Raw genomic sequence first — 25,253 nt, 5'->3', positions numbered from 1 at the left:
TAAGCAGATTAAAAAAAGGACTGACAAATGTCAATCCAATTTTTTTAAACATGTTTATTTAAAACATCAGCCAATGCTTCTTTTGGTTGATAGCCAACAGCTTTATCAACAACTTCTCCATCTTTTAAGACAAGTAGTGTTGGAATACTCATTACACCGTATTTACCAGCTGTTTCTTGGTTTTCGTCAACATCAACTTTTACAATTTTCACTTTATCTCCCATATCAGAATCGAGCTCTTCTAATACTGGAGCAATCATTTTACAAGGTCCGCACCATGGTGCCCAAAAATCAACTAGTACAACACCTTCGCTTGTTTCATTTGTAAATGTTTCATCTGTAACATGTGTTATTGCCATTGTAATTCCTCCTAAAAATTGTGGGGTAAATATGATTAAAGTATAGCATCGACTTTAAAAGTTAGCTATTATTTTGCTTCAAATCTATTTTCCCCTATGTTTCCTGTTCAAAACATGAATTTCATCATTATTAGTTTTTTAATTGATTATAGAGTTTTTTAACTATTTACATTTAGCTTTAACGCCTTAATTTCTTCCGTTAATAATGGGACAACCTCAAATAAATCACCAACAATTCCATAATCAGCCACATTAAAAATATTTGCCTCTGGATCTTTATTGATTGCGACAATAACTTTTGAATTTGACATTCCAGCTAAATGTTGTATTGCCCCGGAAATTCCACAAGCAATATACAGATCAGGCGTCACAACCTTCCCTGTTTGACCTATCTGCAATGAATAGTCACAATAATTAGCATCACATGCCCCACGCGATGCACCTACAGCACCGCCAAGGACATGAGCCAATTCTTTAAGTGGTTCAAATCCTTCTTCACTTTTCACTCCTCGACCACCAGCGATAATCACTTTTGCTTCCGATAAATCAACACTTTCAGTTGCTTTTCGAACAACCTCTTTTACAATTGTCCGTAAATCTTTAATTTCTACCGATAGTGAATGAGTTTCACCTGTCCTTGTATCATCTTTACGTAACGGATTAATATTATTTGGGCGGATTGTCGCAAAGATAAGCCCATCTGTTATAATTTGCTTTTCAAAGGCTTTACCTGAATAAATCGGTCTTGAAAAAATAACATTTCCACCTGTTATTTCAATCGCAGTTACATCAGAAATTAATCCTAATTGTAGCTTTGCAGCAATTTTTGGTGATAAATCCTTACCTAAAGCTGTATGACCTATAATTATTGCTTCCGGATTTTCCTCCTTTATTGTTGCTAATAAAGCTTGTGCATAACCATCTGGAGTATAAGTAGATAATTTTGCATCTTCAACTGTTACGACACGATCTGCTCCATAATGAATTAACTCACTTGCTAATGATGAAATGTTTTCTCCAATTAAAACACTAACAACCTCTCCACCTTCTGAAATCTCCTTCCCCGCAGCGATGACCTCATAAGAAACATTACGCAATACCTGTTCACGTGTCTCTGCCAAAACAAGAATTTTTCTCGCCATTCATTATTCCCCCTATTCATGTTTATCCCGTAAACTGTTAATCCCTGTTAAATAACTTTTGCTTCGTTATGAAGAAGTGAAATTAATTCAGAAACTTGTTCATTTAATTCCCCTTCAAGTATTCTTCCTGCCTCCCTTTTAGCCGGTAAATATATCTCAATCGTTTTTGTCTTTGCTGCAACCTCATCTTCATCGAGATTTAAATCGTCTATTTCAAGCTCATCTAAAGGCTTCTTTTTAGCTTTCATAATCCCAGGTAAAGATGGATACCTCGGCTCATTTAACCCTTGTTGTGCAGTTACTAATAACGGTAATGTCGTTTCAATAACCTCCGAATCCCCTTCTACGTCTCTTACAATCGTTGCAGTATTTCCACTAACTTCAAGCTTCGTAATTGTTGTCACATATGGAATCGTTAATAATTCCGCTAAACGTGGTCCTACCTGACCAGACCCACCATCAATCGCAACATTACCTCCCAAAATAATATCAAACTCAACATCGTTAAAGTACTCTGCAAGTATTCGAGATGTCGTATAAGCATCACACGCTTCGATATCATCCTCGATATTTATCAGCACTGCCTTGTCACAGCCCATTGCTAATGCGGTACGTAATTGTTTTTCAGATTCATCATTTCCAATCGTTATAACCGTTACCTCTCCACCATGGTTATCCCGTAATTTTAGCGCTTCCTCTATTGCGTATTCATCATATGGGTTAATAATAAATTCAGCATCATCTTCAACGATTTGACCATTCTGTAAAACGATCTTTTCTTCTGTATCAAATGTTCTTTTCATCAGTACGAATATATTCATTACCCATTCCCCCATTGTTTAATTGTAAACCTTAAGCTTTACTTACCATTCTCCAAGCACTTGGTTACATCATTTATTCCCCTGTAAATTTCGGTTCTCTTTTCTCAATAAAAGCTGATATTCCTTCTTTTGCATCAGAACTACCAAATACCTCTCCAAAAGAAATTGCTTCTTTTTCATAACCTTCTTGATCTGATTTTATTTTATCTTCATTAAGAAGTGAGAGAACTGCACGAACTGTTTTTGGACTTTTTGCTGCAAATTTAGCAGCTAAACGTTTCGCTTCATTCAAAAGAATTTCCTCAGGATAAGAGTGATTTGCTAATCCGAGCCTTACTGCTTCTTCACCGGTAATAGGCTCACTAGTTAGCATCATTTCTAATGCCCGTCCATTCCCAATATATTTTGGAAGCCTCTGAGTACCGCCAAATCCCGGAATAATCCCGAGCTGTAATTCTGGAAGTCCCAATTTTGCATCATTTGAGACAAGTCGAAGATGACATGCCATCGCTAACTCAAGCCCTCCACCTAATGCAGCACCGTGTATTGCAGCTATGACTGGCTTTTGCAACGATTCAATCTTCTTAAAAACACTTTGCCCATTTTTTGACAATCTCGAAAAGTTACCCTCAGAGGATAATTGTACAAATTCTTTAATATCTGCTCCTGCTGAAAAAAATTTTCCTTTGCCATGAAGTACTACTACCCTAACTTCATTATCATGTTCAAGCTCGTCAATGAGAATTGATAATTCCTTTAAAACATCTGATGACAAAGCATTTGCTGGCTGATGATTGATTTCAATCATTGCCATGTTTTCATTTTTCTTTAGGTTTAAGTAATTCATGATACCCTCCATCTAAATCGGCTAGTCTATAACCTAATGTATGACGGGAAGAAAAAGAAATGTACATAGATTAAGACCGCTAATCGTTAATTTGATTTGGCAAAACCGTTTATAAGTAATTGATGAACCTTTTGCGTTTGTTCTGATAAAGGATATTTTTGCTCATTCATAACCCAGGTCGTAACGATTTCATCGATTGTACCGAAGATCATTTGCCTTGCTAATCTAGGATCAATTTCATCTCTAAATTCACCAGTTTCGATACCTGTGCGGATAATTTTATCGACAACATTTAAATAGCCTTTAAGTACCTCGTTAATTCTAAGTCTTAATTCCTTATTAGATTGTCTAAGCTCGAGTTGTGTCACAATTGCTAAATGATGATCTGCTGCTAATAATGAGAAGTGTGTTTTTATAAGTTTATAAAGTTTTTCTGCTGCTGTCTCAGCGGATTTTATTTCAACCTCTATTTTTTCAATAAATTCTCCCATTTTTTCTTGGAAAAGCGAAACGAGGATATCCTCCTTGTTCTTAAAATACAAGTAGATTGTTCCATCGGCTACTCCTGCTTGCTTTGCTATTTTAGAAACCTGTGCTTGATGATAGCCATTTTCCGCTATCACAATAACCGCTGCATCGATTATTTGTTTATATTTAGGTTTTTTCTGTTTCAACGTAATACTCCCCTTTTTTCATGCAATGACAAATTCTAATATTTTTTCCAATAATTTCTACTTAGGTTTCGTAAAATGAATGAGTAATCATTCATAAGTTAATATTAGTTTTTCAAGTCCATTTCTGTCAAGTATCTTTGATTATTTATCTCATAAAGTAATTGAAAAGTAGGAATAGAAGACACTTCGTCCCCTATTCCACATTTAAAAATGCAATGCAACAGTCATCGTTTCATTCAATTTGCGTTTTTTAGTTTTTCTTTTTCTTCCTCAATAAGAGCACGTCTTAATATTTTTCCGACCGCTGTTTTTGGTAGTTCATTTCTAAATTCATAAATATGCGGTACTTTATATGCTGCCAAATGTTTTCTTGCATATTCGTTAAACTCTTCAGCAGTTGCTGTTACCCCTTCTTTTAAAACAATGTATGCTTTTACAGTCTCTCCCCGATAAGGATCTGGAATTCCAGCTACAACTACCTCTTGGACCTTATCATGTTCATATAACACTTCTTCAATTTCCCGAGGATAAATATTATATCCACTTGCAATAATCATATCCTTCTTCCTGTCTACAATATAAAAATAACCATCCTCATCCATATAGCCAATATCACCAGTATATAGCCAGCCATCTCTTATAGCTGCTTCAGTTTCCTCAATTCGATTCCAATACCCCTTCATTACTTGCGGTCCTTTTACAAGTAATTCTCCAAGCTCATTAGGTTCTGCTCTCCCACCTGATTCATACGAAATAATCATTGCATCTGTACTCGGCCACGGCACACCGATACTTCCCGTTTTTCTATTACTCCATAAAAAATTCGCATGAGTAACTGGTGAAGCTTCTGATAAACCGTAACCTTCTACAAGTCTTCCTCCTGTAATTTCCTCAAATTGCTCCTGAATTTCTACAGGCAATGCCGCAGATCCGCTAATACAGCCATCAATTGATGATAGATCATATTCTTTTAATTCAGGATGATTTAATAAAGAAATATAAATCGTTGGTGCACCTGGAAAAAGGGTTGGCTTTAATTTTTGGATTGTTTTTAACGTATCGGTCGGATCAAACTTCGGCAGTAGAATCATTTTAAATGCTTGCATGATGGATAGGTTCATAACTGCTGTCATCCCATATACATGAAAAAATGGAATAATCCCTAATACAGACTCTTCTCCTTTTTTACATTTATACATCCAAGCAGCACACATTTGTGTATTTGCAACAAGATTTTCATGTGTAAGCATGACACCCTTTGGAAAACCTGTAGTTCCCCCTGTATATTGGAGGATCGCTATATCCTCCTTTGGATTAATGTCCGGAATTGTAACATTAGGTAATGCTGTGAGCATAATTTTTTTGAATAAATGTGTATCTCCTTGATGTTCAACTTTTACTACTACTTGCTTTTCTTTCTTTTGTACAAGTGGATAGAGCAAATTTTTTGGGAATGGCAAATAATCCTTAATACCTGTAACAATGATATGCTTCAGATTTGTTAACGCTTTCATTTTGGAAACCCTAGGATATAATAAATCAAGCGTAATGATATATGTTGAGCCACTATCCTTTAATTGATATTCTAGCTCTCGTTCCATATAAAGCGGATTCGTCTGGACAACTATTCCGCCACACAGGATTGTTCCATAATACGCGATGACAGCCTGAGGGCAATTAGGTAGCATAATGGAAACTCTGTCACCTTTTTGTAATCCAATTGACTGCAAATAATTTGCTAATTTCAATGATTGAATATAAAGCTCAGTGTAAGATAATTCTTTCCCTAAGAAGTGGATAGCAGTTTTCGTTGGAAATTCTTTAGCGGTCTGTTGTAAATAATAAAAGAGTGGCTTTTCATCAATATTTATATGATGAGGGATATCGTTTGGGTAATGTTGTAACCATGGCTTTTGGCTTTCCATCTTATCTCCTCCTTTACGTTGTTCGAAATCGAAACCAACTAACTGATAACTATTATTTTAGTATCATGCAGATGGATAGGAGACTATAATGTGTATATTGTTGTCATATTTTTAAGTCATTTTTGGGTTAATCGCTTTTCCCCCTACCTTCATATAAAAAGTATAGCAGACTTTTTTATTTTCAGAAATATTAAAAATGCTGAAATAGCAGCAGATAAATTTAGACATAACGAAAAAGGCCTGACATACTTGATGTCAAGCCAAAATCATCTATATTTTTTTGATTTTAGAAAAATACTAAATAAATAATCCCAATGATAATAAATAATCCACTTATTACAAACATAACCTTCGCTAATGTTTCCATTTCCCTATCTCCTTATATCCCCGCTCCAATGACAAATGAAAGCCCAACGGATATCACGAGTGAAACAAATCCAACCGCACGATTGTCATTTTTAATCTCTTTATCGATATTAAATTTAGGCGTCATAAATTCAAAGATAAAATATCCTAATAACAATAGGAGAAAGCCAAAGCAACCAGACCCGATCATTTGTAATAGACTATCATGTTGTTCAATGGAAAATCTAAATATATTAGCAATCCCAAAGATTTTCCCACCTGTTGCCATCGCTACAGCAAAATTCCCATTTTGAATTTCTTCCCAATTTTTATAAGATGTCACAAGTTCAAAAACAGCTAAAAATACGATAATACACAGTACAACAACACTATAATAGGCAGCTGTTTCAACTAGTTCATTTTCCCAAAAATTACTCATCTTACCTTCTCCCCACTATTTGAGTTCGACAATCGTTACACCATTTCCGCCTTCTCCTGCTTCTCCATAGCGTGTGCTTTTTACACTTCGATGGTTTTTCAGCAATTCCTTTACACCTGTTCTTAGCGCTCCTGTTCCTTTACCATGTATAATTGATACTCTTGGGTACCCAGCTAGCACAGCATCATCCAAGTATTTTTCAACCTTTAATAAGGCATTTTCATAGCGCTCCCCACGCAAATCTAATTCTAAAGAGACATGATAATCCTTCCCTTTAACAGTAGCTAATGGTTTTTCTTGGACTTCTTGTTTAGCCCGTTTTATATAGAGAAGGTCTTTTTCTTTTACCTTCATTTTCATAATCCCCATTTGTACTTGCCATTCATTGTCACTAACCTTTTCAATTAAATGACCCTTTTGATCAAAGCTAATGACCTTAACTTCGTCACCTGGTAAAAAGCTATGTTGCTTTGTTGCTTCTTTTTTCTCAGCCTTCTTACTCTTTTCAAAAACAGGGACTGCCCCTTCTAGACGTTTTCTAGCATCAATAAGCTCATGTTCTTTTATTTGTGCATGCTGCTGTTTTCTCATACTTCTTAATTCTTGAATAATAGCCTCAGCTTCTTTTCTTGCAGCCTCAAGTTTTTGCTCTGCCTCACGTTCGGCCTTTTCAAATAAAGTATCTCTTTGTTCATTAAAAGCAATAATTTGCTGCTGTAACTCCTTATGCAGCTTCTCAGCTTCTTTACGGATTTTTTCCGCTTCGATCATTTCTTGCTCTGCCGATTTTTTACTTGTTTCTAACGAGGCAATCATCGTGTCGACCTCGTTTCGTTCATCAGTCATTTGCGATTTTGCCATCTTAATGACTCGTTCTTGAAGTCCTAATCTTTTTGATATTTCAAATGCATTGCTTCGTCCAGGAACTCCGATTAATAATTTATATGTTGGACTTAAAGTTGTTATATCAAATTCAACACTTGCATTAATTACACCGCTACGATTATATCCATATGCCTTAAGCTCTGGATAATGAGTAGTCGCAACAACTCTTGCCCCCCGATTATAAACTTCATCGAGAATCGAAATTGCAAGTGCTGCTCCCTCTTGAGGATCTGTTCCTGCCCCTAACTCATCGAAAAGCACTAAGCTTTTATGATCCACTTTATCGAGTATGTCAACAATATTAACCATATGGGACGAAAACGTACTTAAACTTTGTTCAATTGATTGCTCATCGCCTATATCTGCATAAACAGCATGAAATACTGCCATTTCAGATTCCTCTAAGGCAGGAATTTGTAGTCCCGCTTGTGCCATTAACGTACACAATCCTAATGTCTTTAATGCTACTGTTTTCCCACCTGTATTAGGCCCAGTTATAACGATTGTTGTAAAGTCTGTACCAAGCTCTATATCGTTTGGGACTACCTCATCAATTGGTAAAAGAGGATGTCTCGCTTTATACATCCGTATTATCCCATCGTTATTTATGCTTGGTTTAATCCCTTTAATTTCCTTCGCATAACGCGCCTTTGTAAACATGAAATCCATTTCGCCTAGGCAGTATACATTTTGGAGAATATCCTCACTATTCTCAGCAACCTGGTCAGACAGCATTCTTAAAATTCTCTCTATCTCGATCTTTTCTTTCGCTTTTACTTGTTGAAGTGTATTGTTTAAATCAACGATTACCTGAGGCTCAATAAAAAGCGTCGCGCCTGAGCTCGATTGATCATGAACGATTCCACCATATGAAGCACGATATTCTTGTTTAACTGGTAAAACAAATCGGTCATTTCGAATTGTAATAATTGCATCTGAAAGCATTTTTGTTGCTGAAGAAGAACGAATCATCGACTCTAACTTGTCCCTAACTCTTGCTTCTGTTGTTCTCAGCTGTTGTCGGATTCCTTTTAATGTTTCACTTGCATTGTCTAGAACTGTACCATTGTCATCGATACATTGCGTAATATTTCGTTCTAATTCCTGCAATACAACCATTTTTTCAGCTAATTCTGGTAGATGATGTAATTCAATCCCCTCCTCTACCATTTTTTCAATAAAACGTTTCATATTTTTCGTTGCATATAAGGTGCCAGATACTTCATTTAATTCTGTTGCACTTAATAACCCACCTATTTTAGCACGCTTTACTGTTTGTCTAACATCAACTAAACCGCCAAGTGGAATATTTCCCTTTAAACGTAATACCTTAGCGGCTTCATCAGTTTGTTCTTGAAGTTTAACAACTTCTTCAAATTGACTTGAAGGAAATAATGATTTTACTTTTTCCTTTCCTAATGAAGAAGATGTATGTTTGATAAGTTGTTCTTTTACTTTATCAAATTCTAATACATGTAATACTTTTTCTTGCAAAGTGGAAAACCTCCTAATATACGAAAGCGCTGCACTAATTAGCGTTTCAGTTGGCCCTTTTCTTTAAATTTATCGATTATGACGCTGTAAAAATGTAGAGAGCTTGTCTAAATCCCACGCATTGATAACATTATCTTTCTCGACCCAGCCCTTTTTAGCTGTTGAAACTCCGATTGCCATATCCATCAACATTTCTTTATTATGAGCATCTGTATTAATAACAAGTTTAACACCTGCTGCCTGTGCTTTCTTTAAATGTTCTGCATTTAAGTCCAATCGGTGAGGATTCGCGTTTAATTCCAAAGCAGTATCTGTTTCCTTTGCCAATTCAATTAACATATCAATATCGACATCATAACCATTTCTTCTACCAATTAACCGACCGGTAGGATGTGCAATAATATCTACATGGTGATTATTAAGCGCTGCTTTCAATCGACTCATAATAACATCCCGAGATTGTGAAAAACTCGAATGAATTGAAGCAATAACGATATCCATTTCACTTAAAAGTTCATCATCATAATCAAGTGAACCATCAGGTAATATATCCATTTCCACTCCAGCTAATATCGTAATATCATCATATTGTTTATTTAATTCTCGAATTTCATCTCGTTGTGCCCGTAAACGTTCAGGTGTTAACCCATTTGCTACCTTCAAATATTGAGAATGGTCTGTAATTGCCATATAGCGATATCCCTTTTCACGACAAGCTTCTACCATTTCTTTAATCGTATATGCACCATCACTCCAAGTCGTATGCATATGCAAATCGCCCTTTATATCTTCTAGCTGTATCAGTTTATTTTCATGGTGAAATGTATCAACCTCTGTTCCATCCTCTCTTATTTCCGGAGAAAAATGCGGCAAACTAAAATACGAATAAAAGTCTGCTTCGGTTTCAAAAGTTTTTATTTCTCCTGTTTCAATATTTTCAACACCATATTCGCTTATTTTTTCACCACGCTCTTTTGCGAGCTGCCTCATTCTTACGTTATGATCCTTTGAACCTGTAAAGTGATGTAAGGTTGTTGCAAATTCAGTCGGTTTAACAAGTCGAAAATCTACGCTCACCTCATAATCGTAATTAAGCTGAATTGAGATCTTCGTATCACCGCTTGCTATTACATCAGATAGCTTTGGAGTTTCTAATAATTGTTGACGGACCTTTTCTGGATCATTTGTTGCAATAATAAAGTCCAAATCCTTCACCGTTTCTCTCATTCTACGAAGACTACCAGCACGAGAAAAACTTTCAATCCCTTCACATTTTCGCAAATAATCTTCAATTTCATTTGCAATTGGAAGCATAAATGCAAGCGGTAAACGATCAGGACGATTACCAAGCTCTTCAATAGCTGCTAAAATTTTCTCCTCCGATTTTTTCCCAAAGCCTGCTAATGACTGGATTTTATTATCAATACACGCTTGCTTTAGCGCTTCAATGCTATCGATTTGCAACTCTTTATACAGCTTAGCAATTTTCTTGCCACCTAATCCTTGGAGCTTTAACATCGGAAGTAGTCCTTGTGGAACCTCTTCCTCTAATTGTCTCAATACTTCAGATTTTCCTGTTTCTATATATTCCTTTATTACAGCAGAAGTTCCTTTACCAATTCCCGATATCGTTGTGTAATCATCGATAAGAGCAAGGCTGCGATCATCTGCTTCAAGAGCATTTGCTGCTTTTCTAAAAGCTGATATTTTGAACGGATTTTCTCCTTTAAGTTCCATTAAAACTGCAATTTTTTCTAATAAACGAATAACATCTTTTTTATGAATATCCACTCTTTTCACCTCGATAAAAATGATACTAATAAACAGAGAAAAAGTACAATAAATACATGTATTATTAAATTTCCTTCAAATTTCAATTAAAGAAATAAATCACGACAAAAAAACTTCCCATTTGAGAGAAGTTTATGACATATACTGTATCCAAAGCTCATTTACCTTATCTGAAAAATAAGGTGTATGATTGACAATAAGGTCTGCAAGTATCGAATGATCTAATAATTGCTGAAGTTGTTCGACTGGAAGGAGTGCACCGATAAATAGTAAAATAAAAACAACTAAATATGATTCCAAAAAGCCTAATATTGACCCAGCCCAACGATTTAATTGCTTTAATATTGGTAATAATGCAACAAAGTCCAACATTGAACCGATAATTTGCATAACGATTTTTGTTCCAATAAATAAGATCACAAAGGCAACTGCACGATAATAAGCACCCTCTAAATCTTCACCATTTAATAAGGAAAGAATAACTGGACCATCATTTGACATGGGATAAGGGACCCACAGCTTTAATTTTGGTGCAAAGTCATCAAAATATTGATATGCTACAATATATGCTACAATAAATCCTGTTAGGTGAACAAATTGAAGGATAAAACCGCGTTTTAAGCCGACCAGTATCCCAAATATAAAAATAATTAATAATACTAAATCAAGCATTTCTTAGCTTCAATCCTTTTCTAATAATTGTTTCTCTAGCTTTTCATAATCTTCTTTTAACTTTAAATATTCGTGGACAACATTTACGGCTGTTAAGACGGCTAGTTTATTTATATCAAGAGAAGGGTTCATACTATTTATCTCTCTCATTTTATCATCTACTATAGAAGCAACGGCTCTAATATGGCTTGTGCTTTCAGAACCGATTATTGAATATTGTTGACCATATATATCTACTGTCGTTTTCGATTTTGGGCGATTTGACAACGATAAATCCTCCATTTCTGCAAATCCTATTCCTTATCATACCATGAGTCTTAACGTTATGGAAAGAAAATCAGATAAGGAGCCTACGAGGATAATCGGATTATAAAGTTATCTACATAACAATATGGAAAAAACAGGTGAAACTACCTATATGACATGAAATGGTTAAGCTATAATGTGAAAGGATGTTATAATGTATGGCCCAATCAGTAATACAAGTTAATAGCTCAATAATTAAGCAAATGGAAACTCACTATTCTACAAATAAAACTGATAAAACACCACAAGGGGCCATTTTTTCAGCAAAAGTTAATGGCTGTACGTTAACTGCTTACAAATCCGGAAAAGTATTATTTCAAGGAAAAAATGCTGAGGTTGAAAGTGCCAAATGGGGAGAGCAATTAGAAAAAAAGGAAAAGATATCTGCGCCAAATCTTAGCAAAACCCCAGCTAAATATCAGCCACCTAGCAATATTTTCAACCAATCGATTATCGGATCAGACGAAGTAGGGACTGGTGATTTCTTTGGACCAATTACTGTAGTTGCCGCTTATGTAAAAAAGGAGCAAATTCCTTTATTAAAAGAGCTCGGAGTAAGAGATTCAAAAAATTTAAAGGATCCACAGATTGTTGGGATTGCTAAGGATTTAATTCATTCTATCCCCTACAGCTTGTTAATTCTACATAACGAGAAATACAACCATTTACAAGAGCAGGGAATGTCACAAGGTAAGATGAAAGCATTATTGCACAATCAAGCGATAAATCATTTACTTGAGAAAATATCACCTGAAAAACCTGATGGTATTTTAATCGACCAGTTTGCTGAACCTGGGGTGTATTTCAATTATTTAAAAGGAAAACATATCAGCAAAGAAAATATCTATTTTTCAACTAAAGCAGAGGGTGTTCATTTAGCAGTTGCTGCTGCTTCCATTATTGCAAGATATTCTTTTCTCAAGGAATTTGAGCGATTGTCTAAAATGGCGGGAATTTCTATCCCAAAAGGTGCCGGCTCACAGGTTGATTTAGCTGCTGCAAAGATTTTAAAGAAAAATGGCCAACAATTTTTAGAATCTATCACTAAGAAACACTTTGCCAATACGGAGAAAGCAAAAAAATTGGCCAAGATGTGAATTGATAAAAAGAGGTTATCACAAAAGGAGTAGATCCTCATGCGATAACCTCTTGTTTTATTTCTGATTACCCTCTTAATGTTGCACCAAACTTCTCTTCAACCGCTTTTAATACTTTATTATGAGCTTTCGTTACATCTTCATCTGTAAGTGTACGTTCTGGATCAAAATAGCGAAGAGAAAATGCCACTGATTTCTTTCCTTCTTCAAGTTTGTCACCTTCATAAAGGTCAAAAACGACAACTTCCTTGAGCATTTTACCACCGGCTTCTGTAATCGCCTGTTCAATATCCCCAGCAACTGTATCTTTATTAACTACTAATGCAATATCTCTTGTTATAGATGGATATCTTGGAATCACTTCAAACTGAGTCTCTTCCACATTGTAGTTTAATAAATCAACTAAAGATAACTCAAACACATATGTTTCTGTTAAATCCATTTCCTTTTGAACAGTTGGATGAACCTGTCCGATAAATCCAATAAATTTTCCAGCTAGTAAAATTTCCGCTGTACGCCCAGGGTGCATCCCTTCACGTTTCACCTGTTTAAATTGAATTTGAGTAGTTAATCCTAATACATCAAATAAACCTTCAATAATACCTTTTATTACATAAAAATCAACAGGCTTTTTCTCTGCTTGCCACAAATGTGAATGCCATAGTCCTGTTATCGCACCTGCTAATCTTTCTTTTTCAAGTGGTTGTTTTGCTGTCCCTTGCGAAAGGAAAACAGAACCTATTTCAAATAATGCGACTTGGTCAATTTGTCTAGCAAGATTATACTTTAATGCATCTAATAAATGAGGCAGTAAGCTTAAGCGAAGAACACTACGCTCCTCACTCATCGGAAGAGCTAATTTGATTAATTCCGATTGTTCTAATGCATACTTAAATGCTTTTTCTTCACTCGTTAGAGAATAAGTAATTGCTTGATATAAACCAGTACCTTCAAGATATCTACGGACCTTGCGACGCTTTTGTTGATAGTCAGTTAATTTACCAGGATAAGCTTGCCCAATAGGTAATGTTGTTGGAATGTTATCATATCCATATAAACGAGCTATCTCTTCAACAAGATCTTCCTCAATCGTAATATCTCCACGACGAGTTGGAACAGTTACAGTTAACGTGTCATTATCTAGAACAACACCAAATTGGAGTCTGTCTAAAATATCTTTCATTTCTTCTCCAGAAATATTCATACCTAGAAGACGATTCACCTTACTCACTGTTGTTTGTACGACTGCTGGTTCAAACGATTTAGATTGAACCTCAACAGTTCCTTCAAGTACTTCTCCCCCTGCATACAATGCAATTAACGCAGCTGCTCTTTCAGCCGAAGCATGCACACGATTCGGATCAACTCCCTTTTCATAGCGAGCGCTTGCCTCACTACGCAAACCGTGATCTTTTGAAGCAGTTCGTATTGTTTGCCCATGAAATAGCGCAGACTCTAATAAAACCGTCTTTGTATCAGATTGTACCTCTGAATTTGCACCACCCATAACACCTGCTAATGCTACTGGTTCTTTTCCATTTGTTATCACTAAATGATTAGTTGATAAAGTTCTTTCCTGATCATCTAATGTAACAATTTTTTCCCCTTCATGTGCGCGACGAACTAATATTTCCTTCGAACCGAATCTATCGTAATCAAACGCATGTAATGGTTGACCATATTCAAGTAAAACAAAGTTTGTAATATCAACTACATTATTATGCGGACGAATTCCTGCAGCCATTAAACGGGTTTGCATCCACAATGGTGAAGGAGCAATCGTTACATTTTTGATTATTTTAGCAACATATAATGGATTATCATCTGTTGCTTCAACATGAACAGTTACAGCTGCTTCTGCTTTTTCAGAAATACTTTCATAAGCTATTTCAGGATATTTCACTTCTCTACCTAGTATTGCCGCTACTTCATGAGCTACACCAAGCATGCTTAAAGCGTCAGAACGGTTTGGTGTTAAGCCTAATTCCAAAATCGCATCATCTAAGCCTAATTGTTCTAGCGCATCAACACCAACTTCTACATCGTTTGGAAAAACAAAAATACCTTCTGAATATTCCTTCGCAACAAGCTTCGATTCAATCCCCAACTCTTGTAGCGAGCAGATCATTCCGTTTGAGACTTCTCCACGAAGCTTTGCCTTCTTAATTTTAAAATTCCCTGGTAAAACAGCCCCAACTGTTGCAACAGCAACCTTTTGTCCTTTATCAACATTTTTCGCACCACAAATGATTTGGACAACTTCGCCGTCTCCGAGATCAACTTGGCATTTATTTAATTTGTCTGCATCTGGATGCTGTTCCTTTTCAACAACATAGCCAACTTTTACACCCTTTAAGCCTTCGTTTAAAACCTCTACACCTTCTACTTCTATACCGCTTCTCGTAATTTTTTCTGCTAATTCTTCCGGTGTTATGCCCGATAAATCAACATACTCCGATAACCATTTATATGAAACAAACATGAAGAAAGCCTCCCTTATTAAGCTCGTTTAAATTGTTTTAAGAATCGTACATCATCTGTATAAAAATGACGGATATCATCGACACCGTATTTTAACATCGCAATCCGCTCTGCACCGATACCGAAGGCAAAGCCGCTATATTTTTCAGGATCAAAGCCAGCCATTTGCAGAACGTTTGGATGAACCATACCAGCCCCTAGCATTTCAATCCAGCCTGTACCTTTACAGATATTACATCCCTTACCACCACAAGAAAAACATGATACATCTACTTCAACTGAAGGCTCTGTAAATGGGAAGAAACTCGGACGTAAGCGAATTTCTCTTTCTTCACCAAACATTTTCTTTGCAAACACTTCGAGCGTTCCTTTTAAATCACTCATTCGAATGTTTTCATCAACGACAAGACCTTCAATTTGTGTAAACTGATGAGAATGTGTCGCATCATCATTGTCACGGCGGTATACTTTTCCAGGACAAATAATTTTAACTGGTCCTTTCCCTTCGTGTTTTTCCATCGTTCTTGCTTGAACAGGGGAAGTGTGTGTACGCAATAACAGCTCTTCAGTAATGTAAAATGAATCTTGCATATCACGTGCAGGATGTCCCTTTGGCAAATTTAATGCCTCAAAGTTAAAATAATCAGTTTCAACCTCAGGACCTTCTGCAATTTGATAACCCATTCCAAGAAATAAATCTTCAATCTCCTCTAATACAGCAGTTAGTGGATGATGGTTTCCTACTCGTACAGGTCTTCCCGGTAACGTCACATCGATTGTTTCCTTGGCTAATTTTTGTTCAACAGCGATTTGCTCTAAATGCTCCTGTTTACTAGTAATAGCCGTTGCAATTGCTTCACGAACTTCATTTGCCAAAGCTCCCATGACAGGACGTTCTTCAGCTGAAAGCTTCCCCATGCCACGTAATACTTCGGTAATAGGTCCTTTCTTTCCTAAATATGCTACTCGAATGTCATTTAATTCTTTTAATTCCTGCGCCTGCTCAATCTTATCAAGCGCCTCTTGTTGAAGCTGTTTTAATTGCTCCTGCATCTGTAATTCCTCCTTTAATTGATTTCAAAATAGCAAAGCAAAGATCGCATCCATTTTTAATTGATAGTAAACATGCTACTTTTTTGCCAAAATAAAAAACTCGCCCCAATAAAGGGACGAGTTGATATCGCGTTACCACCCTTGTTAGTCGAAACTAAAAAAATATATTCGACTCACTTCATTTCCATAACGGTAAAAACCGGAGCACCTTTACGTTCGGGAAAAATGAATTTCTCCTTAACGGTCCAAGTGTCAACTCGAGAGGTGAATTCATTTACTTCTATCCAGAAATGCTTTCAGTCTATGACATTTCTCCCTGATTGGACGAACGGTAAATTACTATTCTCTGTCAACGTTTCATTCTTATGTAATTTCTATCTTATTATAATCAAAATGAATTGTTACCGCAAGTTACCCATGCAAATGATAAAGAAGAATTCCTGTTGCTATCGCTACGTTTAATGATTCTGCTTCACCGTAAATTGGAATGTATAAATTTTTCGTTGTTTTTTGTAACAATCCCTCGTCTACCCCACTACCTTCATTACCGATGAGCAGACAAAATTGTGCACTTGGAGAAATCTCCTTGTAGCTTACTCCATTTTGCAAGGATGTTCCATAGACCGGTGTTCCCTTTTCGTTCTGTTGGTCAATCCAGCTTAATAAATCACCCTTTATGATCGGCAAATGAAACAAAGAACCTTGACTTGAACGGATTACTTTTGAATTATAATGGTCAACCGTTCCTTCTCCTAAAACAACTCCATCTACACCTGCTGCATCGGCAGTTCGAATAATTGTCCCTAAGTTCCCCGGATCCTGCACACTATCAACAAGTAGAATTTTTGTCCAGCTTTCTGTTGATTTTGGAATTTGCATCTCACAAATTGCTGCAACTCCTTGTGGTGTCTCAGTATCACTTATTGCCTTCATTACATCTTTCGTAACAAGCTTCATGTTCACCTGATCAAGATTCCATGTTGCTGGAAGATTAACTTCCTCAGAGACAATAATATCTCTAATTTGTTCCTTCTTCTTCAAAGCTTCTTCCACTAAATGAAAGCCTTCTATTATAAACGTACCTGTTGCCTCACGTTCCTTTTTTGTATGTAGCTTTTTCCATTGCTTTACTTTTGGATTTTTTACTGATTCAATTCTTTCCACAGGTATAAAACTCCTTTAATCAACATTTCCAAATACTCTAATCAATCATACATAATTCTCGCCTGATAGACAAATGCTAATCCTAAAAGTATGGTGCCTAGATGTCAAAGATGGCAATAGTAGCACAATAGTATAAAACAGAAGGAGAGTCCGAAATGAATTTAAATTTAAGAAATGCGGTTATTTCAAATGTATCCGGAAATACTCAAGCACAATTAGAAGATACAATTGTTGATGCAATTCAAAGTGGTGAAGAAAAAATGCTTCCTGGGCTAGGTGTACTTTTTGAAGTGATTTGGCAAAATGCCGATAGCAACGAAAAGCAAGAAATGTTAGAAACATTAGAGCAAGGCCTTAAAAAGTAAATTTATTCATCAAAAAGGAGCTTAGGAAAAATCCCAGCTCCTTTTTATTATCAATCATAAGTAATTTTATCTACTGTTTCACGATCAAGTCGTTTTACTACCTCAGTAATTAATTTTACTGCATTTTCGTAATCATCACGATGAAGCATAGAGGCATGTGAATGGATATAGCGCGTTGCAATTGTAATTGACAAGGATGGTACTCCGTTTGCAGAAATATGGATCGAACCTGAATCGGTTCCACCACCTGGAATCGTTTCAAATTGATAAGGAATATTTAATTCTTCAGCAGTTGAGATGACCATATCTCTCAAGCCTTTATGGGATACCATAGATGCATCATAAAGGACTATCTGCGGACCTTCTCCCATTTTACTTGCAGCTTCCTTATCCGAAACTCCTGGTGTATCCCCAGCTATTCCAACATCAACACCAAACGCAATATCAGGCTGAATAAGGTTAGCTGACGTTTTTGCCCCACGCAAACCAACTTCCTCTTGGACTGTACCAACTCCATAAACGATGTTAGGATGATTCTCATTTTTTAAATTTTTCAATACATCTATCGCAATTGCACAGCCAATTCTGTTATCCCAAGCCTTAGCTAAAAGCATTTTCTCATTTTTCATCACCGTAAATTCAAAATATGGAACAACCTGGTCACCTGGCATAACCCCGAATTCTTTTGCTTCCTCACGGCTTGATGCTCCGATATCGATGAACATATCCTTGATGTCAACAGGCTTTTTACGAGCCTCTGGGGAAAGAATATGCGGTGGCTTAGAGCCAATAATTCCAGTTACATCACCTTTTTTAGTTAAAACAGTTACTCGTTGTGCGAGCATTACCTGTGACCACCAGCCACCTACTGTTTGAAAACGGAGAAAGCCTCTATCATCAATTTGTGTTACCATAAAGCCAACTTCATCTAAATGTCCAGCTATCATTATTTTCGGACCATTTTCATTTCCAACTTTTTTAGCAACTAAACTACCTAAATGATCAGTTACTATTTCATCAGAATAATCCTTTATGTATTTAGTCATTACGTCACGTACTTCTCGTTCATTTCCAGGAATTCCGCGTGCATCAGTCAAATCCTTTAGCATTGTTAATGTTTCATCTAGCTTTTTCATCAATTTACCTCCTTCAGTTAACAGCCTAACAATAAGTATACATGAAAAGTCTAATCATAAGAAATGTTCCACATATTCAACTGTTTAATACCCTTGTTTTTGTCTCTCATGATTTACTTCATTTTTTGAAAAATAGGCCATCTCAACTTGCTCGTTAGTGAAGCCTAGTAATTGACCTAAATAGATATATTGATTGAAGAGTTCTATGTAAGTTGACACCGATTGGTTATCTTTATATATATTAATGGCAGCAAACACATTTAAAAATTGTTCTGTTAAACTAATTTCACCTTGGATATCTCTTAACTCTAATTGTTCATGGGCAATGCCTAATTCTAATCCTAACGACAAAATAAAATGAACACCATCTACATATTCTTCAAGTATGACATCAATAGGAGCGGACGGTTTTAAACTCCAAAATTTAAAACATTTTGTTTCATTTGCTAACTCGCCAACCTCAACTAGTAATGCTAATATTTTCTTCTCTACTAAATTTTCATTTTGCAACCCATGCTGAGTTTCTATTTTACGATCCAATGCTTCTTGCAAGGAAAATAATCTTTCAATATTCAAAATGCTACCTCCAATATCTATTTAACGTTCTAAAAAAATTATATCAAATTGAAAAAAACTTGAAACCTTTTTCGAACCTTTTCGTATATATGAGAAAAAATCTCCCTCAGGAGGGCCTATTATGATTGTGTTGCTTATTAGATTACTATTTATTTCACTGATAATTTTTCTAATCTATAGTGGATTCAAATATTTAGTTAACCCTAAAAGAAAATTAGAATTAGCTCATGAACAAAAGCAATATTATTTTTTAGATGATAAAAATAATGTTCGGAAAAATTTTATGATTACGTATAAGGGTGCTATTTTTGAAGGTGAAAAATACTTAGGTACAACCACTAATTCATTTGAAGTTGTTTCTATCTTTATTTGGGCAAAATCAACTAGTGAACTACAAGGCTTGTCACTTGATGATTTTCAATATATCGAAGAGAACGTAAAGCAGCACTATCCACATGCAAAAATAGATTGGAAAAGTCCGATAAAGGAGCTATTAGTAAAAAAGCGTGAAAACAAGATGAAAGATGAATAAAAGATCAAAAAAAGCTGTCTCTCCGACAGCTTTTAATCATTTTATTTAGCTTCACTTTCATTTTCTAGAAATGATTCGAGGGAATCATCCAAAAGTTTTTCTCTCACTGGATCCTCATTTACATCTGTGTCAACTTCTATAGACTTATTTAAAATCCCATACGTATCATCATGTTTTTGGCGTTCCTTAGCTTTCGAGTTTTCCATTTTGTCATGTCACCTTCAATTTTTTTGTCATTAGTTTGCACAATAATAAGCCGGAACATCCAAATGGGAATGCACACATATTCTTCAACTAATAAGAAAGTTCCTATAAGGAGCCCTTTCACCGTTAGCCTTTTTCCTTAACAAAAAATTCTTCCCACTTAATAAACGCTTGCTTTTCTCTTAACAAATAAACAAGAACGAATAAGATAATCACGATGCCCCCCAAAATGATAGGTGATAAACTTTGCAATGACACACCTAAAAATGTTAAGCATATGCATGAAGGAATATGTGTTAAAAATGATATTTTTACATACCGTCGAAAAGATTTTGTTTTTTCTAAAATACATAAACATATTAGGGAAAAATTCATAAATGGAATTAACCGAAGAACAATGATTTGTCCGATTGAGAATGTCGTATACATTCCAATATATTTTTCCTTCATTTTTACAAGCTTCTGATAAAACGAAGGAAAGAGCTTTGGTAAAAAATAAAATAATATACTCGAGCCCGTCAAACCAACAATCGAATAAATCGTTCCAAATACCCCACCGAATAAAATACCGCCAACAACACAAACAACCGCTACAGGAATGAGTAAAAATTGCCTGATAAGATGAAACAAAATAAAAACAATTGGAGCAAAAAAACCAGTCGTTTCAATCGCATCTACTACAGACGACGTTGCAAGGTCAATCGTCCTCACCACTTTCTTGTTAGCAATCTTTGATGATGTAGTGTTCGATACAGTTTACGAGAGAAATTTATGATTATGCCATCGTTTTAAAAAGATAGATAATTAGAAGGAAATGAACGAGTAAAACAGTCGGGAATCCAAATTTAAACGAAGCATGTTTCGTTTTATGACGAAATATGTTCATTGCTAATGTCCCCCCTAAAGCACCTCCCAAAATTGCAATTGTCCATAATGTCGATTCTTTAATTCTCCATTCACCACGTTTAGCCCTTCGTTTATCAAGCCCCATTAAAATAAAGCAAATTAAATTAAGTAACAAATAAATACAAATGAAATAAACCATCGTTTTCTCCTTATCTTCAATTCAATAAAAGGATTAGTCTCCCTTGCATAATAGTTCATTTAGTCGTTAAAATGATTGTCTTTACATACTATCGTGCGATTAAAAATCCCCTCTAATAAATTTAGTTGATTTTTAAGTGTCACATGCTTTAAAACCTTCTACTTAAACAATTGGTTCAAAAATAGCCTATAAAAAAGAGCTGACATATATTGCAAGTCAGCTCTTTAATCGTAAAAATTATTTGTTTAATTGTGCTTTTGCAGCGTCTGCTAATTGAGCAAATGCTTTTTCATCAGCTACAGCTAAATCTGCAAGCATTTTACGGTTTACTTCAATACCAGCAAGCTTTAAGCCATGCATTAAACGGCTGTATGAAAGACCATTTACGCGAGCAGCTGCGTTGATACGAGTAATCCAAAGCTTACGGAAGTCGCGTTTTTTCTGACGACGGTCACGGTAAGCATATAAGTAAGATTTCATTACTTGTTGGTTTGCAACTTTATATAATGTATGTTTAGAACCGAAATAACCTTTAGCTAATTTTAATACTTTTTTACGACGTTTACGTGAAACGATACCGCCTTTTACTCTTGGCATGTAAATTCCCTCCTATATTACGGTGTTTACGATTATTTAATATTATCTAATAAATGACGAATGCGTTTGAAGTCACCTTTGCTTACTACTGCTGATTTACGTAGTTTACGTTTTACTTTTGTAGATTTGTTTGCAAATAAGTGACTAGTGTAAGCATGTGAACGTTTAAGTTTACCAGTTCCGGTCTTTTTGAAACGCTTTGCTGCTCCACGGTGAGTTTTCATTTTTGGCATAAGGTATTCCTCCTTAAGTATTATTGCTTTTCATTTTTCGGTGCTAAAACTAAGAACATGCTACGGCCATCCATTTTTGGATGTGATTCAATCGTACTAACGTCTGCACATTCAGCTGAGAACCGATCAAGCACCTTCTGACCAATTCCTTTATGTGTAATTGCACGTCCTTTGAAACGGATAGAAGCTTTTACTTTATCGCCTTTTTCTAAGAACTTACGTGCATTTCGAAGCTTAGTATTAAAGTCATGCTCATCAATTGTTGGACTCAAGCGAACCTCTTTAATATTGATGACCTTCTGATTTTTACGCGCCTCTTTTTCTTTCTTTTGCTGTTCAAAACGGAATTTTCCGTAATCCATGATGCGGCAGACAGGAGGCTTTGCATTCGGTGCAACTAAAACTAAATCAAGATTAGCTCTAGCAGCAATTTCTAACGCCTCTTGACGAGATTTAATTCCAAGCTGATCTCCATTGGCACCAATTAGACGAACCTCACGTGCGCGAATTCCGTCATTTACCATCATATCTTTGCTAATAATTAGCCACCTCCAAGGTTTAATAAACTGAATAGTAATGATTAAATCCAGATTTGTTGATTGGTTTTTTTATTTACGAAAAATAAAAAAGTGTGGATGCACAAAACACCCACACTACGATTGTATTCTTTAAGAGTTCATCGTAACCTGCCAACTACAATCGGATGTGTCAATCAGGTGAGAAGCGGGTGCTTCTTCTTTATTTAATGATAGACTATTCAATTACCTTGCAAATTATAACATCATAACAAAGATTTTGCAAGAATGATTTACTTCTTTAACAACAAAATTCATTCTATCAAATCCGACAATATGTTGCAAGAGTTTTTTTCCTATGGTTAATATTTATCTCTTAACCTCTTGCGTAATTGTATTAAGAAATTTCTCAAATGCAACTGTTTCGGATTTTTGTTCACCATATTTTCTTACATTAACTGCTTGCTCAGCAATTTCATTATCACCTACTACAAGCATATAAGGGATTTTTTGCATTTGTGCTTCACGAATTTTATAACCAATTTTTTCATCACGAGCATCTAATTCAACTCGTAAACCAGCCTCTTGTAGCTGTTCTTGTACTTGCTTAGCATATTCAAGATGAATGGAAGGTGATACTGGGATAACCTGAACTTGAACAGGTGCAAGCCATGTTGGAAATGCTCCTTTGTATTCTTCGATTAAGAATGCAACAAAGCGCTCCATTGTTGATACAACACCACGGTGAATAACAACTGGACGATGCTGTTTACCATCTTCACCAACATATGATAAATCAAAACGCTCTGGCAGAAGGAAATCTAATTGAACAGTTGATAATGTTTCATCCTTACCAAGTGCTGTTCTTACCTGTACGTCAAGTTTTGGGCCATAGAAGGCAGCTTCCCCTTCTGCTTCATAGTAATCATGACCTAATTCATCCATAGCTTCCTTAAGCATGCCTTGTGCCTTTTCCCACATATTATCATCATCAAAATACTTCTCTTTGTCCTCCGGATCACGATAGGACAATCTAAATGAATATTTGTCAATTCCAAAGTCTTTATAAACAGCCTCAATTAAGCGAACAACACGAATAAATTCATCTTTTATTTGATCAGGACGAACAAAAATATGTGCATCATTCAATGTCATTCCACGAACACGCTGTAAACCTGTTAATGCTCCTGACATTTCGTAGCGATGCATTAGTCCAAGTTCTGCAATACGAATTGGCAGTTCACGATAGCTATGAATATCATTTTTATAAACCATCATATGGTGTGGACAGTTCATTGGACGAAGGACTAAATCTTCATTATCCATTTCCATTTTAGGAAACATATCTTCTTGATAATGATCCCAGTGACCTGATGTTTTATACAACTCTACACTTCCCAATACAGGTGTATATACATGCTGATATCCTAAACGCTGCTCTTTATCCACAATGTATCGTTCTACAATACGACGAATTGTTGCACCTTTAGGTAGCCATAACGGTAACCCTTGACCAACCTTTTGCGAGGTAGTAAATAAACCTAATTCTTTACCTAATTTACGATGATCACGTTCCTTTGCTTCTTCAAGAATTCGTAGATGCTCATCTAAATCCGCCTTTTTGAAGAAAGCTGTACCATAGATTCGTTGAAGCATTTTATTATTGCTATCTCCACGCCAGTACGCACCCGCAACACTTAATAGCTTGAATTCCTTTATTTTTCCTGTTGATGGAAGATGGATCCCACGACATAAATCAAAAAACTCACCTTGTTCATAAATAGAAACCGTTTCACCTTCCGGAATTGCTTCTAAAAGTTCTAGCTTTAATGGGTCTTGAATCTCCTCATATCGACGTTTTGCCTCTTCACGACTAACCTCTACTCGAACGATTTCAAGGTTTTCATTTACAATCTTTTTCATTTCTTTTTCAATAGCTGGAAGGTCCTCAGGAGTTATTGCTCGCTCCATATCAATATCATAATAGAATCCATTTTCAATGACTGGACCAATACCAAGCTTTACTGATTCATCCTTGAAAAGACGTTTAATCGCCTGTGCCATTAAATGTGCTGTTGAGTGGCGCATAATTTCTAGCGCTTCATCACTATCTTGAGTCACAATTTCAATTTTTCCATCTTCATTAATTGGTGTCCGTAAATCAAGTAATTGACCATTTATTTTTCCTGCTAAAGATTTCTTCTTTAAACCAGGACTAATTGAAGCAGCAATCTCCTCTGTTGTTGTACCAAAGGGAAATTCCTTTATTGCCCCATCTGGAAATTGAATTTTGATAACATCTGACATTATTCTTTCGCTCCTTTAATTTGTATCGTGCTTTTCCTTAAAGACTAGCATCTCATGAAGTGCATCCTATATGAAGGAAACTAAGGTATCGGAACTTTTCATATTATGTTTTCATCAAAAGTTCCCGAAAATAAATAAACTCGTCCCCTAATAAAGGGACGAGTTATACTCAAGTCAATGGATCGTGGTTCCACCCTATTTCCCAAACTATAAGTATTTCAACATTAGCTTGGCTTTCATTCGATAAC

26 protein-coding genes and 3 other annotated features (1 of these 29 only partly in view) are annotated in these 25,253 nt (G+C 35.8%); of the genes, 3 read left to right on the top strand and 23 right to left on the bottom strand.

Annotation, left to right across the window (positions count from 1 at the left end; genetic code table 11):
- Positions 1–44: 44 nt before the first annotated feature.
- The 11 genes from trxA to zapA form a co-directional block, all read right to left on the bottom strand.
- Positions 45–359 (bottom strand): thioredoxin, encoded by a 315-nt coding sequence (trxA, locus tag ACTJJ9_RS07065; RefSeq protein WP_095300609.1) that lies wholly within the window; start codon positions 357–359, stop codon positions 45–47.
- A 158-nt stretch (positions 360–517) separates the two neighbouring features.
- Positions 518–1,501 (bottom strand): electron transfer flavoprotein subunit alpha/FixB family protein, encoded by a 984-nt coding sequence (locus tag ACTJJ9_RS07060; RefSeq protein ID WP_440768570.1) that lies wholly within the window; start codon positions 1,499–1,501, stop codon positions 518–520.
- Between the two features lie 47 nt (positions 1,502–1,548).
- Positions 1,549–2,322, bottom strand: a complete 774-nt coding sequence (locus ACTJJ9_RS07055) for an electron transfer flavoprotein subunit beta/FixA family protein (protein WP_440768569.1) — start codon at positions 2,320–2,322, stop codon at positions 1,549–1,551.
- Between the two features lie 73 nt (positions 2,323–2,395).
- Positions 2,396–3,169, bottom strand: coding sequence for an enoyl-CoA hydratase (locus ACTJJ9_RS07050; RefSeq protein ID WP_095300612.1), 774 nt, complete (start codon positions 3,167–3,169; stop codon positions 2,396–2,398).
- Positions 3,170–3,255: 86 nt separating this feature from the next.
- Positions 3,256–3,843, bottom strand: coding sequence for a TetR/AcrR family transcriptional regulator (locus ACTJJ9_RS07045; protein WP_440768568.1), 588 nt, complete (start codon positions 3,841–3,843; stop codon positions 3,256–3,258).
- Positions 3,844–4,079: 236 nt separating this feature from the next.
- The gene (locus tag ACTJJ9_RS07040) at positions 4,080–5,768 is read right to left on the bottom strand and encodes an AMP-binding protein (RefSeq protein ID WP_440768567.1); all 1,689 of its coding nucleotides are present in this window, start codon (positions 5,766–5,768) and stop codon (positions 4,080–4,082) included.
- A 379-nt stretch (positions 5,769–6,147) separates the two neighbouring features.
- Positions 6,148–6,552 (bottom strand): DUF350 domain-containing protein, encoded by a 405-nt coding sequence (locus ACTJJ9_RS07035; protein WP_095300616.1) that lies wholly within the window; start codon positions 6,550–6,552, stop codon positions 6,148–6,150.
- 15 nt (positions 6,553–6,567) lie between these two features.
- A complete protein-coding gene (locus ACTJJ9_RS07030) occupies positions 6,568–8,931 on the bottom strand; it encodes an endonuclease MutS2 (RefSeq protein WP_095300617.1) in 2,364 nt (787 codons plus the stop codon).
- A gap of 69 nt (positions 8,932–9,000) precedes the next feature.
- The gene (gene polX / locus ACTJJ9_RS07025) at positions 9,001–10,716 is read right to left on the bottom strand and encodes a DNA polymerase/3'-5' exonuclease PolX (protein ID WP_145584130.1); all 1,716 of its coding nucleotides are present in this window, start codon (positions 10,714–10,716) and stop codon (positions 9,001–9,003) included.
- Positions 10,717–10,854: 138 nt separating this feature from the next.
- Positions 10,855–11,394, bottom strand: coding sequence for a CvpA family protein (locus tag ACTJJ9_RS07020; RefSeq protein WP_095300618.1), 540 nt, complete (start codon positions 11,392–11,394; stop codon positions 10,855–10,857).
- 9 nt (positions 11,395–11,403) lie between these two features.
- Positions 11,404–11,661, bottom strand: coding sequence for a cell division protein ZapA (zapA, locus tag ACTJJ9_RS07015; RefSeq protein ID WP_095300619.1), 258 nt, complete (start codon positions 11,659–11,661; stop codon positions 11,404–11,406).
- A gap of 197 nt (positions 11,662–11,858) precedes the next feature.
- Here zapA and rnhC point away from each other — a divergent pair, with 197 nt between their 5' ends.
- The gene (gene rnhC / locus ACTJJ9_RS07010; protein WP_412964674.1) at positions 11,859–12,797 is read left to right on the top strand and encodes a ribonuclease HIII; all 939 of its coding nucleotides are present in this window, start codon (positions 11,859–11,861) and stop codon (positions 12,795–12,797) included.
- 67 nt (positions 12,798–12,864) lie between these two features.
- Here rnhC and pheT read toward each other — a convergent pair whose 3' ends face one another.
- The 3 genes from pheT to ACTJJ9_RS06995 all read right to left on the bottom strand — a co-directional run bounded on the left by pheT (position 12,865) and on the right by ACTJJ9_RS06995 (position 17,495).
- Positions 12,865–15,279, bottom strand: coding sequence for a phenylalanine--tRNA ligase subunit beta (gene pheT, locus ACTJJ9_RS07005; RefSeq protein WP_440768566.1), 2,415 nt, complete (start codon positions 15,277–15,279; stop codon positions 12,865–12,867).
- 17 nt (positions 15,280–15,296) lie between these two features.
- Complete coding sequence (gene pheS / locus ACTJJ9_RS07000; protein WP_095300622.1) at positions 15,297–16,331, bottom strand: phenylalanine--tRNA ligase subunit alpha; 1,035 nt, start codon at positions 16,329–16,331, stop codon at positions 15,297–15,299.
- A 109-nt stretch (positions 16,332–16,440) separates the two neighbouring features.
- Positions 16,441–16,693: a binding site (T-box leader), on the bottom strand.
- Positions 16,694–16,742: 49 nt separating this feature from the next.
- A complete protein-coding gene (locus tag ACTJJ9_RS06995) occupies positions 16,743–17,495 on the bottom strand; it encodes a TrmH family RNA methyltransferase (RefSeq protein ID WP_095300623.1) in 753 nt (250 codons plus the stop codon).
- Between the two features lie 155 nt (positions 17,496–17,650).
- Between ACTJJ9_RS06995 and sspI the strand changes: the two genes are divergently transcribed.
- Complete coding sequence (gene sspI / locus ACTJJ9_RS06990) at positions 17,651–17,860, top strand: small acid-soluble spore protein SspI (protein WP_095300624.1); 210 nt, start codon at positions 17,651–17,653, stop codon at positions 17,858–17,860.
- A gap of 50 nt (positions 17,861–17,910) precedes the next feature.
- Here the strand turns inward: sspI and ACTJJ9_RS06985 are convergent, their stop codons facing one another.
- Together ACTJJ9_RS06985 and ACTJJ9_RS06980 are read right to left on the bottom strand one after the other, a co-directional pair.
- Positions 17,911–18,996 carry a M42 family metallopeptidase gene (locus ACTJJ9_RS06985; protein ID WP_440768565.1) on the bottom strand — a complete coding sequence of 362 codons (1,086 nt, stop codon included), beginning with the start codon at positions 18,994–18,996 and terminating at the stop codon, positions 17,911–17,913.
- Between the two features lie 84 nt (positions 18,997–19,080).
- A complete protein-coding gene (locus tag ACTJJ9_RS06980) occupies positions 19,081–19,572 on the bottom strand; it encodes a dUTP diphosphatase (RefSeq protein WP_095300626.1) in 492 nt (163 codons plus the stop codon).
- A gap of 121 nt (positions 19,573–19,693) precedes the next feature.
- Between ACTJJ9_RS06980 and ACTJJ9_RS06975 the strand changes: the two genes are divergently transcribed.
- Complete coding sequence (locus ACTJJ9_RS06975) at positions 19,694–20,104, top strand: sigma-w pathway protein ysdB (RefSeq protein ID WP_095300627.1); 411 nt, start codon at positions 19,694–19,696, stop codon at positions 20,102–20,104.
- Between the two features lie 41 nt (positions 20,105–20,145).
- On the opposite strand, the gene ACTJJ9_RS06970 is transcribed toward ACTJJ9_RS06975, so the two are convergent.
- From ACTJJ9_RS06970 to thrS, 7 genes are all read right to left on the bottom strand, one after another.
- Positions 20,146–20,310, bottom strand: a complete 165-nt coding sequence (locus ACTJJ9_RS06970; protein ID WP_170944354.1) for a hypothetical protein — start codon at positions 20,308–20,310, stop codon at positions 20,146–20,148.
- A 124-nt stretch (positions 20,311–20,434) separates the two neighbouring features.
- The gene (locus ACTJJ9_RS06965; RefSeq protein WP_440768564.1) at positions 20,435–21,022 is read right to left on the bottom strand and encodes a TVP38/TMEM64 family protein; all 588 of its coding nucleotides are present in this window, start codon (positions 21,020–21,022) and stop codon (positions 20,435–20,437) included.
- A 61-nt stretch (positions 21,023–21,083) separates the two neighbouring features.
- A complete protein-coding gene (locus ACTJJ9_RS06960) occupies positions 21,084–21,353 on the bottom strand; it encodes a DUF1294 domain-containing protein (protein WP_095300628.1) in 270 nt (89 codons plus the stop codon).
- A gap of 237 nt (positions 21,354–21,590) precedes the next feature.
- Positions 21,591–21,950 carry a 50S ribosomal protein L20 gene (rplT, locus tag ACTJJ9_RS06955; RefSeq protein WP_095300629.1) on the bottom strand — a complete coding sequence of 120 codons (360 nt, stop codon included), beginning with the start codon at positions 21,948–21,950 and terminating at the stop codon, positions 21,591–21,593.
- A gap of 32 nt (positions 21,951–21,982) precedes the next feature.
- Complete coding sequence (gene rpmI, locus ACTJJ9_RS06950; protein ID WP_095300630.1) at positions 21,983–22,183, bottom strand: 50S ribosomal protein L35; 201 nt, start codon at positions 22,181–22,183, stop codon at positions 21,983–21,985.
- A 20-nt stretch (positions 22,184–22,203) separates the two neighbouring features.
- Positions 22,204–22,725: a translation initiation factor IF-3 gene (infC, locus tag ACTJJ9_RS06945; RefSeq protein WP_170944356.1), complete on the bottom strand. Its 522-nt coding sequence runs from the start codon at positions 22,723–22,725 to the stop codon at positions 22,204–22,206.
- Positions 22,726–22,800: 75 nt separating this feature from the next.
- Positions 22,801–22,928 (bottom strand) — a sequence feature (ribosomal protein L20 leader region).
- A 139-nt stretch (positions 22,929–23,067) separates the two neighbouring features.
- Complete coding sequence (thrS, locus tag ACTJJ9_RS06940) at positions 23,068–25,005, bottom strand: threonine--tRNA ligase (protein WP_095300632.1); 1,938 nt, start codon at positions 25,003–25,005, stop codon at positions 23,068–23,070.
- Between the two features lie 151 nt (positions 25,006–25,156).
- Positions 25,157–25,253 (bottom strand) — a binding site (T-box leader) (it continues 147 nt past the right edge of the window).

The sequence above is a fragment of the Metabacillus sp. 22489 genome (assembly GCF_052044855.1).
Lineage (GTDB): Bacteria > Bacillota > Bacilli > Bacillales > Bacillaceae > Metabacillus > Metabacillus niabensis.
This window is presented reverse-complemented; position numbering and strand designations above follow the sequence as displayed.